Annotated in this window: 15 protein-coding genes and 3 pseudogenes; 3 read left to right on the top strand and 15 right to left on the bottom strand. The window is 48.6% G+C overall.

The features are described from left to right. Position 1 precedes the first annotated feature (1 nt). From arsA to ACH0WD_RS15400, 4 genes are read right to left on the bottom strand one after another with little or no spacing between them, the layout of a single operon-like run. Positions 2-1,762, bottom strand: coding sequence for an arsenical pump-driving ATPase (gene arsA, locus ACH0WD_RS15415; RefSeq protein WP_000928878.1), 1,761 nt, complete (start codon positions 1,760-1,762; stop codon positions 2-4). Between the two features lie 43 nt (positions 1,763-1,805). Beyond that, positions 1,806-2,168 (bottom strand): arsenite efflux transporter metallochaperone ArsD, encoded by a 363-nt coding sequence (gene arsD / locus ACH0WD_RS15410; protein WP_000849418.1) that lies wholly within the window; start codon positions 2,166-2,168, stop codon positions 1,806-1,808. A 33-nt stretch (positions 2,169-2,201) separates the two neighbouring features. Further along, a complete protein-coding gene (locus ACH0WD_RS15405) occupies positions 2,202-2,678 on the bottom strand; it encodes an arsenate reductase ArsC (RefSeq protein WP_001101537.1) in 477 nt (158 codons plus the stop codon). Continuing rightward, positions 2,675-3,049, bottom strand: coding sequence for a helix-turn-helix transcriptional regulator (locus ACH0WD_RS15400; RefSeq protein WP_001041816.1), 375 nt, complete (start codon positions 3,047-3,049; stop codon positions 2,675-2,677). The genes ACH0WD_RS15405 and ACH0WD_RS15400 overlap by 4 nt, the downstream gene beginning before the upstream one ends. A gap of 413 nt (positions 3,050-3,462) precedes the next feature. Between ACH0WD_RS15400 and ACH0WD_RS15395 the strand changes: the two are divergent. Next, positions 3,463-4,718 (top strand): annotated as a pseudogene (locus ACH0WD_RS15395) (tyrosine-type recombinase/integrase). Between the two features lie 700 nt (positions 4,719-5,418). Then, positions 5,419-6,297 carry a LysR family transcriptional regulator gene (locus ACH0WD_RS15390; protein WP_000365361.1) on the top strand — a complete coding sequence of 293 codons (879 nt, stop codon included), beginning with the start codon at positions 5,419-5,421 and terminating at the stop codon, positions 6,295-6,297. Positions 6,298-6,446: 149 nt separating this feature from the next. On the opposite strand, the gene gapA is transcribed toward ACH0WD_RS15390, so the two are convergent. The 5 genes and pseudogenes from gapA to ACH0WD_RS15365 form a co-directional block, all read right to left on the bottom strand. After that, positions 6,447-7,442 carry a glyceraldehyde-3-phosphate dehydrogenase gene (gapA, locus tag ACH0WD_RS15385; protein ID WP_000985847.1) on the bottom strand — a complete coding sequence of 332 codons (996 nt, stop codon included), beginning with the start codon at positions 7,440-7,442 and terminating at the stop codon, positions 6,447-6,449. Between the two features lie 87 nt (positions 7,443-7,529). Next, the gene (locus ACH0WD_RS15380) at positions 7,530-8,462 is read right to left on the bottom strand and encodes a DMT family transporter (RefSeq protein ID WP_223601996.1); all 933 of its coding nucleotides are present in this window, start codon (positions 8,460-8,462) and stop codon (positions 7,530-7,532) included. A gap of 150 nt (positions 8,463-8,612) precedes the next feature. After that, the gene (locus ACH0WD_RS15375) at positions 8,613-10,109 is read right to left on the bottom strand and encodes a class I adenylate-forming enzyme family protein (protein WP_000631807.1); all 1,497 of its coding nucleotides are present in this window, start codon (positions 10,107-10,109) and stop codon (positions 8,613-8,615) included. Positions 10,110-10,143: 34 nt separating this feature from the next. Continuing rightward, complete coding sequence (locus ACH0WD_RS15370) at positions 10,144-11,526, bottom strand: aminotransferase class I/II-fold pyridoxal phosphate-dependent enzyme (protein WP_000992186.1); 1,383 nt, start codon at positions 11,524-11,526, stop codon at positions 10,144-10,146. Between the two features lie 456 nt (positions 11,527-11,982). Next, positions 11,983-12,246, bottom strand: a pseudogene (locus ACH0WD_RS15365) (integrase domain-containing protein); the annotation flags it as partial. Between the two features lie 100 nt (positions 12,247-12,346). Between ACH0WD_RS15365 and ACH0WD_RS15360 the strand changes: the two are divergent. Continuing rightward, positions 12,347-12,490, top strand: a pseudogene (locus ACH0WD_RS15360) (Arm DNA-binding domain-containing protein); the annotation flags it as partial. A gap of 191 nt (positions 12,491-12,681) precedes the next feature. On the opposite strand, the gene ldtA reads toward ACH0WD_RS15360, so the two are convergent. From ldtA to ACH0WD_RS15330, 6 genes are all read right to left on the bottom strand, one after another. Next, complete coding sequence (ldtA, locus tag ACH0WD_RS15355) at positions 12,682-13,611, bottom strand: L,D-transpeptidase (RefSeq protein ID WP_001252817.1); 930 nt, start codon at positions 13,609-13,611, stop codon at positions 12,682-12,684. 77 nt (positions 13,612-13,688) lie between these two features. After that, positions 13,689-14,759: a nicotinate-nucleotide--dimethylbenzimidazole phosphoribosyltransferase gene (cobT, locus tag ACH0WD_RS15350; RefSeq protein WP_001193986.1), complete on the bottom strand. Its 1,071-nt coding sequence runs from the start codon at positions 14,757-14,759 to the stop codon at positions 13,689-13,691. 26 nt (positions 14,760-14,785) lie between these two features. Further along, a complete protein-coding gene (cobS, locus tag ACH0WD_RS15345) occupies positions 14,786-15,529 on the bottom strand; it encodes an adenosylcobinamide-GDP ribazoletransferase (protein WP_000040012.1) in 744 nt (247 codons plus the stop codon). Continuing rightward, positions 15,526-16,071 carry a bifunctional adenosylcobinamide kinase/adenosylcobinamide-phosphate guanylyltransferase gene (gene cobU, locus ACH0WD_RS15340; protein ID WP_000973193.1) on the bottom strand — a complete coding sequence of 182 codons (546 nt, stop codon included), beginning with the start codon at positions 16,069-16,071 and terminating at the stop codon, positions 15,526-15,528. Before cobU ends, cobS begins: the two co-directional genes overlap by 4 nt. Continuing rightward, positions 16,068-17,588: a cobyric acid synthase gene (locus ACH0WD_RS15335; protein WP_000189654.1), complete on the bottom strand. Its 1,521-nt coding sequence runs from the start codon at positions 17,586-17,588 to the stop codon at positions 16,068-16,070. The genes cobU and ACH0WD_RS15335 overlap by 4 nt, the downstream gene beginning before the upstream one ends. Beyond that, positions 17,585-18,400 (bottom strand): energy-coupling factor ABC transporter ATP-binding protein, encoded by an 816-nt coding sequence (locus tag ACH0WD_RS15330; RefSeq protein WP_000881543.1) that lies wholly within the window; start codon positions 18,398-18,400, stop codon positions 17,585-17,587. Before ACH0WD_RS15330 ends, ACH0WD_RS15335 begins: the two co-directional genes overlap by 4 nt.

Raw genomic sequence — 18,400 nt, 5'->3', positions numbered from 1 at the left:
TTTATTTTCCCGTTGTGCTCAGTTGTAGCAAACGTTCGACACCAACAGGCTCTTCGGCCTGTAACGGCACCAGCGCGCAGCGGCGGGCATGGTGGGTACAAACGGCATCAATCTGCGACCGTTCACGTTCAGCACGCTGGCGCAGCAGCGGCGATGTAGTCGGCGTATTGATCAGGCTGTTGTTGATTACCCAGCCCCACGGTTCAATCCCTGCACGGCGCAGATCGTCCTGCAAATGAGCGGCTTCCAGTACCGGTGTGGTTTCCGCCAGCGTGGCGATGAGAACTTTTGTCTGTTCGCTGTCCTGTAGACGCATCATGGGCGTCAGTACAGGCTGACCGTGCTCACCGGCCAGTCGGGCAATCTCACGGTGGTAAGCGCCGGTGGCGTCAAGCAGTAGCAATGTATGGCCGGTTGGCGCTGTATCCATAACGACAAACTGCTTACCTGCCTCCTGAATGATGCGTGAAAAAGCCTGAAACACGGCAATTTCTTCCGTACAGGGAGAACGCAGATCTTCTTCAAGAACGGCACGCCCCTGTTCGTCGAGGTTTTTACCCTGCTCAGCCATCACCTGCTGCCGGTAACGCTCGGTTTCAGCCTGCGGGTCGATACGGCTGACGCTCAGACCGTCGAATGAGCCGTCCAGCGTGTCAGTCAGGTGCGCCGCCGGATCGGATGTGGACAGGTGAACAGGATAGCCGCGACGAGCCAGTTCAACGGCAATCGCCGCTGCCAGCGTAGTTTTCCCCACGCCGCCTTTGCCCATCAGCATGATCAGGCCATGTCCCTGCGACGCGAATCCGTCGATCAGTGATGACAATGAAGGAAGATCTACGGGGGAGATATGTCCGACTTCCGCCGGGGAGCCAGTTGAACTGTCGTCCAACAGACCCCGTAATGCCGCCAGCCCTACCATATTGAACGGTTTTAACGGCAGGCGATCGCAGGGCAATGCGCGCAGGTTATCAGGTAAATGTTGCAGCGCCTGTTGTTCACGCTGATACAGTGCCTGCGCCAGCTTATCGCGTACGGTTTCCTGCTCAGGCAACAGGCCGTTAATGACCAGATACTGCTGCGTCAGACCGATGGCGGCCAGTTCGTCATAGGTACGCGATACTTCTTTCAGCGTTGCGGTTTGTGCTCTGGCGACCAGCACCATCCGCGTCAGTTCCGCATTCGCCAGTGCGTCTACGGCGGCGCGATACTGGCTGCGCTGTTTTTCCAGCCCGACCAGAGGGCCGAGACAGGACGCACCGTGCTGGCTGTTGTCGAGATAACCGCTCCACGCGCCGGGCAGTTGCAGCATTCGTAGCGTATGCCCGGTTGGCGCGGTGTCGAACACAATATGATCGTACTCATCGCGCAGTTGCTGATTAGTCAGCAGCGCGGTGAATTCGTCAAAGGCGGCAATCTCGGTGGTACAGGCACCGGAGAGCTGTTCCTCAATACCCGCCATGATATCGTCTGGCAGGATCCCCCGTACCGGCCCGACAATGCGTTCACGGTATGCCGCTGCGGCAGCAGATGGATCGACTTCCAGCGCGGACAGTCTGTTAACCGCTGCAACCGAGGTTATCTGATGGCCGATGGTCTGTTCAAACACCTGCGCGACATTGGAAGCCGGATCGGTGCTGACCAACAGTACACGTTTGCCAGAGGCGGTCAGATGAATCGCGGTAGCACAGGCCAGCGATGTTTTACCCACACCGCCTTTACCGGTAAAAAACAAAAAGGGGGGCACCTGCCGAAGCATCAGCATAAAAAAGACTCCTTTAAATTAAATAAAGCGGGAAATCAGTCCATCAGCAGCACTTATCGCCGCCGCAACAGGAGGAAGTCGCTGGCGTAAAACTCGAATAGACGGTAAGCCCCATCCAGCGCGCCAGTTCCTCTCTGCGAGGGTAACGACCAGCCAGTGCGACTTCACCATCCACCAGAATCAGCGGTAGCGCCTCTTTGCCGGAACGGGCCAGAAAGCCTTTAACGATTTCGTTCTGTGCGAAGAGCAATGGTTGCTGTGCCAGATTGAAACGCTCAATATTGACGCCCTGCGTTCTGGCCCACTCAAAATCAGCGGCGAACGCGACCAGCGCCGGATCGGTTTCCGGGCCACAGACACCGGAAGAACAGCATAAAGCGGGATCGAAAATCTGAATCGTCTTCATTTGACTCTCCATCAATTATTGAAATACAGGTCGTTAAAAAATTTCACCAATACGATCCAGTTCGACTTTCAGACGAGCGCGATCGTGCAGCAATTCATTCAGCGGCAGCGCCAGAAAAGCTTCAATACGCGCACGTAATGTCTGGTAAGCAGTGACAAAAGCCGCATCGATTTCGGCATCGCTACCGGTAGCATGAGCCGGATCGTCAACGCCCCAATGGGTACGCATCACGTTACCAAGCCAGGCCGGACAGGTTTCTCCGGCAGCGTTTGAACAGACTGTCACGACAATATCCGGCGTCTGCGGTAGGCCATCCCACGATTTGCTGAAATAGCCTTCTGTTGAAATTCCTTCCCGCGCCAACAACGCCAGTGCTCGGGGATGTACGTAACCCGCCGGGTGACTGCCTGCGCTCATGGCGCGCCATCCGGCAAGAGCCAGATGGTTAAACGTGGCTTCGGCCAGCACGGAACGGCAGGAGTTGCCGGTACAGAGAAAAAGTACGTTCATGATTTACTCTTTTTCGTGGTGTTGAGTGGGGGTAAAACGGCTTCTGAGCAGGAAGAAGCCGAACGAAAATCTGCGCATTGTTCCGGGTGGCCTGAACAACACTCCTCGGTCAGCCAGCCGATTAAATCCAGCATCAGTGGGATGTTGGCACGATAACGCTGGTAACGACCTTCCTGTTCTACCGTCAGCATCCCGGCTTGCGTCAGCGCCTTTAAATGAAACGATAAGTTAGTCGGCGGGATATCCAGCGTTGAAGCGATCTCCCCGGCAACCATGCCCTCGGTACCCATTTTGATCAGTAGGCGATATACATCCAGACGCACGCCGGAGGAGAGGGATTCAAAGATGGTTGTGGCAGTTTGTTTGTTCATAATGTGGGGCGGCCCTCTATGATTCAATATTTCAATCATTATTGAATAATCGAATTAATTCAAGTATCCGTTAATAATATCTAGTGGAAATGGCAAGATGGGGGGAAATAATCCCACTTTTAAAATGTGATAAAAATCACATTCTTAGTGCATCATTACGATCGGGGCTTTTATAAGGGCCTTATTTTGAATTTAGAAAATAAATATTTTATTATTCAATGAGATAAAAAACGCATCCAGTCAGAGGAGCCAAATTCCTGTTTTCAGGCATCTCAGCATGTCTCAATAGTATTTTGATTCAGAGAGTTAGCGTAGAAAACTGTCTCAGTGCATATTGATTTATCTCTCCGCATCGGGACAAATTGGTGGTCTGCTTTGGGGTCATTTCAGTTAGATAAAGGAGTGATCACCATATGCCCCTTACTGACAGTAAAATCCGCGCTACTAAACCTTCACCAACTCCCTTTAAACTGACCGCTTCTCACAGTCTGTATCTGCTTATCAATCCGGGCGGTTCCCGCCTCTGGTATCTCAAAATCGAAAAGAATCCCGCATTGCGTTAGGCCCGTACCCTCAGGCTTCCCTTTCCGATGCCCGACAACGGCGCGAAGGTATCCGTAAACTTCTGGCCCGGAAAATTAACCCCGCTCAGCAACGAACCGACGAACGGATTGCCAGCTCCCCGGATAAATGTTTTAAAGCCGTGGCGTTGGCCTGGCATAAGAGCAATAAAAAATAGTCGGCGGATCATGCCGCCCGTCTGCTCGCCAGCATGAACAACCACATTTTTCTGGCTATCGGCCATCTGCCCACCACTCTACTGAAAACTCAGCATTTCACTGCGTTACTGAGAATTATCGATGATAAAGGCTTTCTGGAAGTCGCGTCCCGTACCCGGCAGCAACTTTGTAACATCATGCGTTACGCCGTGCAGCAGGGGCTGACTGAAAACAATCCAGCTCTGAATCTGGAAGGCGTCACCACTCCTCCGGTTAAAAATCACTATCCCGCTCTGCCGCTGGAGCCGTTATCTGAACTGCTCCTGTGCATTGATGGTTATCAGCAGGGCCGGGAATTAACCCAGCTGGCAGTGAAGCTGACTCTGCATCTGTTTATCCGCTCCAGCGAGCTGCGTTTTGCCCGCTGAGGTGAGCTTGATTTCAGAAACAAAATCTGGACCATCCCTGCCACCCGTGAGGCGATCGACAAAGTACGTTACACCGGGCGTGGCGCAAAAATGCGTACTCCGCATATTATGCCGCTGTCCCGGCAGGCGCTTGCCATTCTGAAGCAGATAAAGGAAATCTCCGGCCATCTGGATCTGGTGTTTTCCGGCGACCATAACCCGCATAAACCAATGAGTGAAAACACCATCAACCAGGCATTGCGTCTGATGGGTTATGACACAAAAACTGATATCTGCGGGTATGGTTTGCGGGCTATGGCCTGCAGCGCACTGGTGGAATCTGAGCGATGGTCGCGCGACGCAGTGGAGAGGCAGATGAGCCACCAGGAGCGTAGCAGCGTCAGGGCGGCCTATATTCACAAAGCGGAACACCTCGATGCACGTAAGGTGATGATGCAATGGTGGTCGGATTACCTGGACGCTAATCGTGAAGGCTGTGTTGCACCCTATATCTATGCCCGACAACAAAAGCGGGAGTCATAATATAGTGGCGATTACGGTGTAATCGTTAACTTACTGAAAACAAAGTCACCTGTGCTCAACACTCAGGTGGCTTTTTTGCAGACTGCCTCCGGAAGTACACTTATTGACAGTCAAAACCTCAGATTATTACAGCGGTAATAATCTGAGGTTTTAACGATGAATCAACATCACTGAACTGCGCCAGTTCTGACCTTTTAGCTTTTAGCCTTTTAGATTCCTGGCCTTTTTCCTGACGTATGCCAGTCTGCATCCTACGGCAAAAATAGCCTTCGCCAATTATTCTCGTATAAATTAGTCAGTAGATGCCTAAAATTATTCTGGTAGAATATTTTCAGGTGTTTATCTATCAATACGGTTTTTTTGCACCAGATTACACCCAATATTAGAGAGGAATGAGATCTGCCTAAAATCTGGTCTTCTCTATAACTTTAAATAAATACATGTGATTTATTTAATCACAGAAAATATAAACTATATAAAATATAAATCATATAAATATATAAGCGACGATCTAAGGAAACGATCGAATTAAACGATTGCGTATTGCATCACCCTAGTCATTAGACACTATTTTTTAACAAATTCAAATAGTTATATAAATTTTAACGAAGATATAGGAAAGCCGATAAATAAAGATTACTATAAAATCCATATTAATAAGAAGCAGTAATTTTTCCTGCCGATTAAAACGGAGGATACAATGGATCTTAACCAGCTTAAAACATTTGTTACCGTTGCGGAAACCGCCAGCCTGACTCGCGCAGCAGGACTTCTCTACCTAAGTCAACCAGCGGTAAGCGCCCATATAAAGCAACTTGAAACCGAGTTCAATGTAAAGCTATTCAAACGCACCCCCAGAGGCATGGAACTGACCTCTACAGGTCTCATCATGAGAGATGAAGCACGTCTTGCACTTGATGCCGCAAACAAATTTGTAAATAAAGCCCGTACACTTCATAATATAGAGAACTGTGCCTTAGGCACTATTTCAGTTCCAGTAATCCTTAATCTACCATTAGTACTATCACAACTACGGCTGCGGCACCAGAATGTCAGTTTGACGATCCAGCAGAATATTTCGGGGTATATTATTGAAGACATTAAGAACGGTAAGCTCGATGCTGGCTTTGTCATTGGGGAAGTTAATGACTCTCAGTTAGGGATTATTCCTGTTTCTTCTGTAACGCTCTGCCTTGTAGGTCCATGGGCCTGGAAATCCCAGCTTGAAAAAGCAGGTTGGGAGCAACTACAGGAGTTACCCTGGATTGCTACTCCAGAAAAATGCTCCTTTACTGCTATAACAAAGTCTTTCTTTGAACGACATGATGTCACTGTAAAGGCATCCATTATAGTTGATCAGGAAAAAACGCTAGCTGAATTGGTAGCAATGGGAGCAGGGATAACTCTGATGAGAGAAGATATCGCTCTAGCTCTTCAGGATAATGAGGAGATTTATATCTGGCCGGGAGAAAAGACAGTGAGCCAGCTTTGTTTCCTTTGGGATCGTGAAAAAGAGAAATCTTCTGTCTTATCTGCACTAATTGCAACGGTGAAAGATATCTGGCAAGTGCCAGCTTGATTATCATAACTTCAATTCATATTGAAGATAACATTGCAACATCAAGCCAGGGTAAGAGAAAGTAGTCTGACTCTCAGGAGTATGAATTATATTATAAGATCTAAAAAGGCGGCCGAAGCTGCCTTTTTAGAACCGTTGGTTATCTTAGCTTATCTGGCAATATGGGTGATTAAGTCCAGAACCTTATTTGAGTAACCAGTTTCATTATCATACCAGGAAACCAGTTTTACGAAGTTGTCGTTCAAAGCAATACTTGCTTTTGCATCGAACACGGAAGTACAAACTTCACCATTGAAGTCTGTAGAAACAACGTCATCTTCAGTGTAACCCAGAGTGCCTTTCATTGAGCCTTCAGAAGCAGCCTTGATTACTTTCTTAATATCTTCATAAGAAGCCGCTTTTTCCAGGCGAACAGTCAGATCAACAACAGAAACGTTAGGAGTCGGAATGCGGAACGCCATGCCCGTCAATTTTCCGTTCAGTTCCGGTAGAACTTTACCTACGGCTTTAGCTGCACCAGTAGAGGAAGGGATGATGTTCTGAGCCGCACCGCGACCACCACGCCAGTCTTTATGAGACGGGCCGTCAACGGTTTTCTGGGTCGCCGTGGTTGCGTGGACGGTGGTCATTAACCCCTCAATGATTCCAAAGTTGTCGTTGATGACTTTGGCCAGTGGAGCCAAACAGTTAGTTGTACATGATGTATTCGAAACAATATCCTGCCCTCTATACTTGTCAAAGTTTACTCCCTTCACAAACATTGGAGTATTGTCTTTTGACGGACCAGTCAGAACAACTTTCCTTGCACCAGAAGTGATATGCTTGCGAGCAGTTTCATCGGTCAGGAAAATACCGGTTGCTTCAGCAACAACATCAACACCGATCTCACCCCATTTCAGGTTATTCGGATCGCGTTCAGTGGTAACACGGATTATTTTACCGTTAACAATTAACTGACCATTATCTACTTCAATAGTGCCATCAAAGCGACCATGAGTGGAGTCATACTTCAGCATATACGCCATATAGTTAACATCTAACAGATCGTTAATTGCCACAATTTCTATATCAGAGCGTTTTTGCGCTTCACGAAAAACCGTGCGACCGATACGCCCAAAACCATTAATACCTACTTTAATAGCCATAATTCATCCATTACTTATCAGTAAATCAAATATCATCTGTAGACTTATAATTGCACCAGCTCTTCAAAAAAAGGTGCAATATCTCTATTAGTGACTAGTCGATGCCTTCAGGGTATTAGCCTGGGTTGCCAACATCGCGAGTTTACGTTGGTTCAGGTTGTTGAGTACAAGAGCCATAGCTGTGATTACGGCCCCGGTAATTTGCATGTTTGTTGGCACAACGCCATTTAGAGCTGAAACAATAAAAGCGGTAATGGGAACAACATCCATAAAGAGCACACCATTTGTTGGAGTAATTATGCGATTACCAACATTCCAGCACAGCACGGCCACCAGACCAGCAACCAGAGCCATATACAATAGATGAGGAACAATAGTTATTATCGACGCTGCACTCGGTACAGAAATTGCACCCGATCCAACCAGAAACAAATCAATTAATACAACACTAATCATCCCCAACAGCGTGGTCATAGTTGTATAACGTAACGGGCTCCAGCCCGGAAAATAGCTTCCACCAATGGTATACAGTACCCAACACAATGCTCCAGCGATAAGTAGCAGATTTGCAGCAAGGCTAATAGGTGAATTAAGGACGGCAAAGACATCACCATTGGTAATAACCAGGACGACACCACTAAAAGACAGCAGGATAAAAGACATAGTACTGGCGTGAGGGCGTACTTTCTTCAGAGCCCAGATAGTCAGAAGCCCTAACATCGGCATAGTAGCCATCATAATGGATGCAGTAAGTGCCCCCCCGGGCCCCGCAAGCGACTGGCCCAGAAAGACCAGAAAACCAAAACCAGCAAAACCCAGCGTACCAAACAACCAAGCCAAACCCCAGCGCTCTCCTTTTAACCGGAATGAATTTTGGCCTTCACGAAATAGCAATAACAATGCAAAGGCAATACCCGCAATCCCATAGCGAAAAGTAGTAAAATTAAACGGATCAATATAAGTTAGAGCATGTGTCATTACCGGGAACATCCCCCCCATGACACTGTAGCTAATAAGCAACAGAGTAACCCTTTCAGATATGAATTCATATTTTCACCTTACATTAAAAAGATAGTTATCATGGATGTTGTATCTTACATTTTCACAACACTTCAAAAATAGCCATTCGTTAATATTGATATCTATATAAGAAATTATGATATCGCATACTTATGCTGCTGTCAGAGTTTGGACTATCTCGCTGAAACGGACTTTCCCACTCGGGCTATAAGGTATTTTATCAACCATATGTGCGGTGAAATCAGTCACCCCGATATGATTAATTTTATTTTTTATTTCATCCATAATAAAAGAAACATCATCTTCATTTATATATTTAGCGCTAAATATGCACCTGATATGATCTTTATTTTGTTGTCTTATTGGTATGAGTGCCACATCTGTAATACAGGGGAGTGCACGTAAATGTTCCTCAATATGATAAATGTCTTGCTCACACTTTATTTCACTATTACGATTCATCAAGAATAGTCGTCCATTATCGTCAAGATATCCGTAGTCAGCCATCAAAAAATAGCGTTCACTGTCTATTTCAATGAAAGGCCTACTGCCATCACCGTATTCATCCATAAGCATATAACTGGCTACAGCTATTCTTCCCCTATTGCCTGCTTTCAGTGGTACATTATCCTCATCCAGGATTCTGATTTTATTACCGTCAAAGGCTCTCCCCACGCTACCTGGACACTCAAACATATCTGAAGACTCAGAAAGAACGTTCACCCCAGTTTCGGTACACCCGTAATACTCGTTAAAAATATGTCCCAAGTGGGTATATGCAGCTATTTTGCTTTTTACTGGAAAATAGCTTCCACCAACCAAAACCCAACGCAAGTAATGATGTAAAACTGTTTCACTGGCGAGTTTAGTGAGACGGGAAACCAGATTAGGTGTCATCACTGTAGCCTTTACGGAGTTGAGAGAAAGTGCCTGAATAAGAGCAGATTCATCATCCTGATCCACCAAATGTAAAGAAGCCCCAAGCCCCATAAACATCCTTGCCCAGCCATTTCCTGCTGCATGATAAAGGGGTAAGATAAGCAGGAAACCATCGTGGTGCGTGAAGTTGAATCGCTGAGTAAACCAGTCGAAACGCCGGGCATCAAAAGAGTTGTAGCGTAATACGATTTTAGGTGCTGAACTGGTTCCTGAAGTTAGTGAAACTGAGCGAAATGGTGCAGGAATATGTGTCGCAAGTAGACTTTCCAATTCAGGGTGATGAAATTCACCTATACTGCCAATAACTGGATCAGTTGGAGCATCGACTGCCAGCATGGTTATAGTACGGACATGCAACTTATTGAGTTCATCCGGAGAGTAAAGGCTAAAAGAGACTAACATTAGTCCAGGATTAATTTTAATTAGCAACCCCCTCAAGGTCTCAATAGGTAATGAGTAGTCAAGACCGTTTGCAGGAATTCCTAAAGTAGCAAAAGCAGCCAACCAACAAATTAGATCGACACTATTTTTTGATAAATAGCAAACAGACCGTAACTGCTCAGGGTTAAATGCCCGACGGAGAAAGACAATGCGAGACTCAGTACGGCGAATAATATCATACCACGTATATTGTCGTTCTTTATCAATAATGCAAATATCATTACCTCGAGTAATGGCTATTTCATTCAGTCTGCGAAGAGTAATCATTTTAGATATTCCTTAGATAGTATAAATTATATAATCAGGCAGCAATAATTAGGCAGCCATTCCGTTTACATTCATTTATTTTATTTCTAACGTCTTTGCTAATAACATCCCCAGGAAAAACAAGAGGAACACCTGGTGGGTAAGATATAATGAATTTATTGGCAACTGCGTTCTCTTCTTTATTATTCTTATTATCTTTGCTAATTTTTGTTAGCGAAGAAAGAAGACAGCGGATTGCTTCTCTATTAATACCAATATGAAAATTCAAAAGAATGAAATTATTGATGAATCTCTTTAGATATATATCATGTTCGCTGAGCAATGTTTTTATTTCTTGACCTGTCCCTAACGCGCTGACATCGATCATAATTTTGGTTGGGTCATACTGAATATGCCAGTGTGTATTGAATACCTCCCTGCAAATTGATTTTTCACCCAGGCCAGCAATATCAGATACCCCCATAATAAATTCATGAACTAACTCGCGAGTATGTGTAGCAAGTATTTCCCCCTTTACTGACATCATTGCTTGCGCAGCATCCAAAGAAGCCAGTATTGGGTAACTAGGAGAAGTTGTATGGATTCTATATTTAGCTGTTTCTATCTTCTCTGCCAGTTCTTTTTTTCCACGACAATGAATTATTGAGGCCTGACGAAGGCAAAAGAGAGATTTATGGGCTGAGTGTGTACAAATCACTTCGAGGTCAGGATATAACTCGAGCAATGAGTCTATATTCATTGCTGTTAGCTGTCTCGTATCTTCACTAAAATAATTCAGACTCCCCCATGCCTCATCAATAAAAAATTTTCGAGCCTGCACACCAGCTGACAAAAGATGGGCCAATACCTGTGGAATATCATAAATGATGCCCTCATAGGACTGTGCTGTAAGAATCACAATATCACACCCTTTACCTTCATTCTGTAATGATAAGAGTGTATTTTCTAAGTGTGCATATGACCATGCACTTATTTCCTGATCCATTGTCTGCAAATCAGGACAAAGATAACGAACTTCAGCACCAATTGCTTGTGCATGAAAATGAATTGATTGGTGACAATTTTTATCAATCAAAATGCGTTGACCCTTTTCAAAAAGAGCAGTGATCGCTATTTGGTTAGATGTACTTGTTCCACTGGTGATGTAAAATGATGCGTCAGCATTATAAAGCTTTGCTGTCAATTTTTGTGATTCAGCAATAATCCCATGAGGGAAAAAGAAATTATCGAAGAGTTCACCAGTTGCTGACCCCTCCAGACATTCAGAAAGAAATTCTCTGGTATCGCCAACAATATCACTCTGACCATGACTCGAAATAGGCAAAGCGTGGAATGAATACATTTTCCTATGGCAAAGTCTTTTCAGCCCTGCCAGAACAGGTGTATTCTCTTTCATTTTAACAATTTTGGCATTCATTAAAGTTTCCTCATAGAATATTATATGCAACTTCAATATGCCATCAGCTTTCCCGGATGAATATTTGTATTTTTTGATTCAGCTATCAGCATAAATGATATCCATTGATACAACCCGCTAAGACCATATATATAGTCGGCAGGGCTTATCCCAAAAAGCTCTCATATATGTGCATTAATACCAGCATAACCGCACAAAGTCGCTACACTCGGGACCAGATCAACATGCTGGTAGAGGATCTCTTGTGGCAGCTTATGGACGATAAAGTATGCGATAGATATCTGGCGTTAACGCTGGAACTGTTACGCAGTAACAAGAATAGATGACAGATGCCATGTGCCCCTGCAAAGATTTGGATTGGTTAAATCGATGAATAGCTCTGAATCAACAGGAAATGGGGCAAAAAATTTCTACGTAGAAATTCTCTACGCCAGAAAAGGACGGATACCCGCATTATCAATAGTCATTCCCTTTCCATCCATAAACCTGTGCCACATAACGCCCGCGTCCGTCGTCATATTGCTGTCTGCGCCAACGCCTCTTTCTCGCTGAATCCCTGCGCCAGATAATGGTTTATTGCATCCTGTGCCCACGCATAGCGTAACGAATGGGGGAATACACGCCCCTTAAATCGATACATGACGCCTGCCTGTGCCAATATTTCATCGCACTTCTGAGATCCGGTTTATCGAGCAGCCTGTCATGATGGTTTTCTGTGACAGATGTTAGCGTGAAGATCTCTCCCGATGTGCATCTGGTTTTCCCTGCACATCCGGCGAAACTTAGGGTCATTTCAGTTCGATAATGGAGGGACCATCCTGTATCTCTAACCGACGCACAAAGCCGCAGTATTAAGCCTGCTGATAACCCTTTTAAACTGACCGCTTCTCACGGTCTGTATCTGCTTGTCAGTCCGGGCGGTTCCCGCCTCTGGTATCTCAAATATCATTTCGACCGAAAAGAATACTCGGCGCGGTGGATAAGAGAGCCTTGCAGACGCATATGAAAAACCTCCGGCGATGCCGGAGAAAAGATTTATGACTTTGAGCTTAATCGGAGGGCTCGCGGTTCGTTGAGAAAATGAAGCCCCTGCCATGACACTCACTACTAATACAGATGTTCCAGCCCATGAAAACCAGCAATGTGGCAGGATATTTAAAGGCCAGACCTGCCCGCGCTAATGTTGACCGGCATTCCGGAACGGCGCTCCAGCACCTCATTAACCCGCGAAGTATCAACGTCGTCCCCTTTGATAAACGTGCGCAGCACTGGCGTAACGGGCAATGGAACTTTTTTGTCTGACTCAAATTCAGCACGGTTACGAGAAAGCGGTTCGTGTACCTCCAGCCAACGACTTCCATCCGGCTCTACCGAAAATTTAACGGGCCTGTCGATAATCTGAACGCGGGTTCCTACAGGAACATGGTCGAATAAATATTTAATATCGTCATTGCGTAAACGGATACAGCCCTGACTGACGCGAAGGCCAATGCCAAAGTTAGCATTAGTGCCATGGATGGCATATAACCTGCCGATATATATTGCGTATAGCCCCATAGGGTTATCCGGCCCCGCAGGCACCATCGCGGGCAGCGTTTTTCCCTCTTTAGCATATTCCCGACGCGTATTAGCCGTTGGCACCCAAACCGGGCCATCTTGTTTGCGTTCAACCGCAGTTACCCAGTTGCGCGGCGTTTCACGGCCAGCCTGACCAATACCAATGGGTAGCACCTCAACCGTATTCGTGCCTGCGGGATAATAATAAAGGCGCATCTCGGCGACGTTTACCACAATACCTTCACGAACGGTGTCAGGCAGAATCAACTGCTGCGGCACTACCAGTGTGGAACCAGACTGAGGTAAAAACACATCCACGCCGGGATTCGCTTCAAGCATATTACTCAGCCCCTGACCGTAGCGGGCGGCAAATGACTCTAAGGGCTGAGTATTGTTCTGTGGTACAGCGATTGTGACAGGCTGTCCTACCAGACGACTGCCTTCGGGCGGCAACGGATAGCTTATAGCCAGCGAGAAATGGCTTACCAACAAGACGAAAAACGGAAAAAAAGGTGTGATACGACGCATTATATCCCTTCCTTTGTCGCGGCAGGTGTGCGTTAAGTATAGCTTTTTTCTCACATGGCTGGTGTTGTGCGCCCGGGTTATGTTGCGTTTGCGTTCCCCTCCGGCAGGACAATATTACTGGCCGCTAACTCCCCCATATTGTGGAACATGGCGCACGCGGCTTCCACGATCGGCATCGCCAGCGCCGCGCCGCTTCCTTCACCTAACCGCATCGCCATATGCAAATAGGGTTCCATAGACAAATGCGCGAGCGCGATGCGAGCGCCCTTTTCCGCCGAAAAGTGCGACGGGATCAGATAAGGTCTCACCGCAGGCGCAATCTGACAGGCCGCCAGCGCTGCCGAGTAGGAAAGAAAACCATCCAGCAATACGGGTAAGCCACACCTTGCCGCGCCAAGTATCACGCCGGTCATCCCGACCAGATCGAAACCACCCACCTTCGACAACACATCAATGCCATCGCGCGGATTGGGCTGATTAATCGCAATCGCCCGCCGCACGACGTCCACTTTATTATCGATGCGGGAAGGCGGAAGATTCGCGCCAATCCCCACCACCTCTTTTGCATCACTTCCTGTAAAAACGCTGACCATCGCGGCGGCTGGCGTAGTGTTCGCCATTCCCAGCTCCCCTACGCCAAATAAGGTCACGCCGCGTTGCGCCAGGTCGCAGGTGTAGCGGGAAACCTCCAACAAAAGCGCTTCAGCCTGCGAGCGACTCATCGCCGGGCCAACGGCAATATTTCCGCAGCCGCGCGCGACGCGCATATCAACTACGCCAGGAATAGGTTCGGCATCAATACCGACATCAATGACATACACCTTCGCACCGGCCTGAGCGGCAAGCACGCATACGCCGGTTGTTCCCCGCGTCATATTCGCCGCCTGAATCGCCGTCACGATTTTGGGCGAAACCGCTACGCCTTCATCCCAGACGCCATGGTCGGCGCACATCACCAGCACCGCCTTTTCACCTACCTGCGGCGTACCGTTAAGACCCGGCATTCCCGCGAGCTGAACGGCTAAGGTTTCCAGTCTGCCCAGGCTGCCCGGCGGTTTGAGCAGGCCGTCAATATGTTGCTGCGCACGCGCCATCGCCTCGGCGTCCGGCGCAGGAATGTCACGGAGTAAAGCGTGTAGTGTCTGCATAAGATGTCTCGTCCGTAATAATCGGCTCATAATAGAGCCAGCAGAAAGATCAGTTCGCCAAGTTCGATCGCCGCGCCCAGCGTATCGCCGGTTTGACCGCCAAGCGTACGTTTAAGCAACTGGCCAAGGATGAAAATCGCCGCGCATGTGACCACCATTGCGGCCAGTCCTTGCATACCAGGCAGTAATACCGTGGCGACGATTACCGCCAATCCCAGAGTAATGCAGGTTTGCCGTCCGCTGACTTTACCGATAAATACATTGCCAAGCCCCTCTTCACGGGCGTAGCGATGACGGTACATCAATAAAACGGCGCTGCCGCGTCCGGCCGCACAGGCCGCCGCCAACGCCGCCAACATTGGCGTTCCACGTAACGCCAGTTCGCTGACCACCAGAATTTTTGCCAGTAGCACAAAAATAAGCGCCAGCCCGCCATGGGTTCCCAGACGACTATCACGCATAATCTCCAGCATTCGCTCACGGCGGCGCGCGGAAAAAATACCATCGCAGGTATCGGCCAACCCATCCAGGTGAAAACCACCGGTCAGCAGCGCCAGCGCCAGAATACAGAACAACGCCGCTAGCGGAATACCACACCAGGGTTGCAGGAGGATGAAAATCAGGCCGCTTACCCCTCCCAGAATCAACCCGATAAAGGGAAACATCACGATCCCACGCGAATACTGCTCGAAATCCAGTCCCTGCGACCAGCGTGACGGCACGGGCAAGCGGCTAATAAAAGCGAGCATGCCCCAAAACAGCTTACTCATTTAATTTTGACTCCAATACCTGAGACCACCAGCCAGACCTCATCCGCCGCTGCCGCCAGTCGTTGGTTGACCCGACCGGCAATATCACGAAAATGGCGCGCCAGACGGTTTTCCGGGACGATCCCCATTCCCACCTCATTTGTCACCAGTACCACTTTCGCCGGGCAGCGCTGGCAGGCTGCAATTAAAATCTGAATTTCATCGTCAATGGCGCGCTCCATCGCCGCATAATCCCACTGTTCGGGATCGTTTTCGCCTCCCAGCGCAAACAGCAGATTCGTCACCATGGTGGTAATACATTCCAGCAAAATCGCGTCGTCAGGGGCAAGATCCGCGGTAATCAACGTATCAAGATGCCGCCAGCATTCTGCGGTCCGCCAGTGTGCCGGCCTGCCATCTTTATGATGCTGAATTCTCGCCGCCATCTCGTCATCAAGAATCTGCGAGGTGGCGATATACAGTACCTGCGGCGCATCGCCAATTAAGGTTTCAGCATGACGGCTTTTACCACTACGCGCCCCGCCCGTCACCAGAATCATCATACCGGCTCCTGATGTTGTTGCATGATGGTATAAATTTTATCAATATCAATATGTTGCCGCATCGCTTCCGCCAGCAGATCAAATTGCCGCGCTTTATGCTCCGCATAACAAAAAGTCGTTTCCCACGGCGTAAGTCCTTTTCGTGCCCGTAACCCATTGACCACCGCACGGGTAAACGCATCGCTGTCAAACAGGCCATGAAGGTAAGTGCCAAACGCCAGTCCGTCGGCGGTGACCGCGCCATCCGCCACAGAGCATCCATTTTTCTGTAACGTCATCGCCGTACAGCAACCTTCCTGTAGCACCGTTTCCCCCATGTGAATTTCATAACCGCGTACCGGTAGCCCCGCCGCGGCAGCCAGCCAGCCGGGCAGCTCGCCTGACATTGTCGCGTTAACCTGCGTCGTGGTTTTATCCTGTGCAAAGCGAGTGATCGCATTAAGCAGCCCCAGGCCCGGCTGCGTACCCAGCCCCGACTCCACCTCATCCACAATGGTGTCGCCCAGCATCTGGTAGCCGCCGCAAATTCCCATCACCGGCACGCCCTGCCGATGTGTCTGCAATACCGCATCCGCCATCCCGCTTTCGCGCAGCCAGGCGAGGTCGCTCAGCGTATTCTTACTGCCCGGCAGGATCACCAGATCAGCGTCAGTCAACGCTTCCGGGCGGCGAATATAGCGTATGCGCACATCCGGCTGCGCCGCCAGAGCGTTAAAATCCGTAAAGTTAGAAATATGTGGCAGTTGCACAATGGCAATAGTGATATCACGGGGGGCGTTACCGCGATATTTATCGTTTTGCAGCGCGACGCCATCTTCATCTTCCAGATCCACATCCAGCCATGGCATCACTCCCAGGACCGGGACGCCAGTAAGCGATTCGATTTGTTCGATACCGGAATAGAGTAGCGCCACGTCGCCGCGGAATTTGTTGATAATGACGCCCTTTACTCTGTCACGCTCCTGTTTATGCAGCAGCGCCAGCGTGCCATAAATAGCGGCGAATACGCCGCCCCGGTCGATATCCGCCACCAGAATAACCGGACACTGGGCCATTTCCGCCATTCCCATATTGACGATATCGCGATCGCGCAGATTGATTTCCGCCGGGCTTCCGGCGCCTTCCAGCACAATAACGTCATATTCCTGCGCCAGGCTGTTATAGACCGCAAGGATTTGCTCACGCAAACGCGGTTTATAGTCATGGTAACTCACCGCATCCATATTGGTCGCCACTTTCCCCATCAGCACGACCTGCGCCTGGCGATCGCTGGTCGGTTTGAGCAGCACCGGGTTCATACGCACATCTGGCGTGATCCCCGCGGCTTCCGCCTGAAAAATCTGCGCCCGCCCCATCTCTTTACCATCCGGCGTAATACCAGAATTAAGCGCCATATTTTGCGATTTAAACGGCGCGGTACGCAGACCATCCTGATAAAAAATGCGGCATAAACCCGCCGCCAGCACACTTTTGCCGACGTCGGATGCCGTCCCCTGCAACATAACTGCCTGCGTCATGACGCCTCCCTGAATACGCACTTTTGCATTCGATGAAAAAACTCCGTTTCTGTTTTACACAGCGGCAGTCCCAGTTGAGTATGAAGTTTGACCAGCCAGGGCTGGGTTAGCCCCGCTTGTTCCATCGCTTCCGTACACGCGAAAACCTCGCCAGGCGCGCCATGCGTCAGGATCTGGCCCTGGCGTAACACGTATACGGCATCGCTAATTTCATAAATAAGATCGATATCATGGCTGGAGATAATGACATGATTTCCCTGCGCCACAATCCGCCTGATGATAGCAAGCATCTGAGTGCGCCCTGCGGGATCGAGACCAGCAGTGGGTTCATCCAGCAATAGATAGCGCGCCTGTAGCACCAGCGCTCCGGCGATAGCCACACGTTTTTTTTGCCCATGACTCAAACACTGAATGGGCTGATGGCGAAAATGTTGGGCGTCAACCAGCGTTAGCGCCTCGTCGACGCGGCGCGTGATTTCCGCCTCCGGCACCCCCAAATTACGTAAACTAAACGCAATGTCGCTATCGATATCAGTATAAAAAATCTGCTGTTCAGGGTCCTGAAAAACCGTCGCAACTTGCTGGCGCAGCGCCAGTAGTCCGCGCTTGCTGTAATCCAGCGGTTTTCCCTGCCACAACACGGCCCCTTTTTGCGGACGCAACAGGCCGCTCAGGTTCATAAAAAGCGTAGACTTCCCACAGCCGTTCGCGCCCACCAAACCGGTAACAGGCGAAAGCGAAAAATCCAGATTTAACCCTTTAAGTACCGGCTCATCCTGATAACGAAACCACAGGTCTGAAGTGGCAAGCAT

The organism is Salmonella sp. 2020_1395, assembly GCF_043848115.1.
Classification (GTDB): Bacteria; Pseudomonadota; Gammaproteobacteria; order Enterobacterales; family Enterobacteriaceae; genus Salmonella; species Salmonella enterica.
The sequence above is the reverse complement of the archived record's forward strand: the minus strand, read 5'-3'. Positions and strand labels throughout refer to the sequence as shown.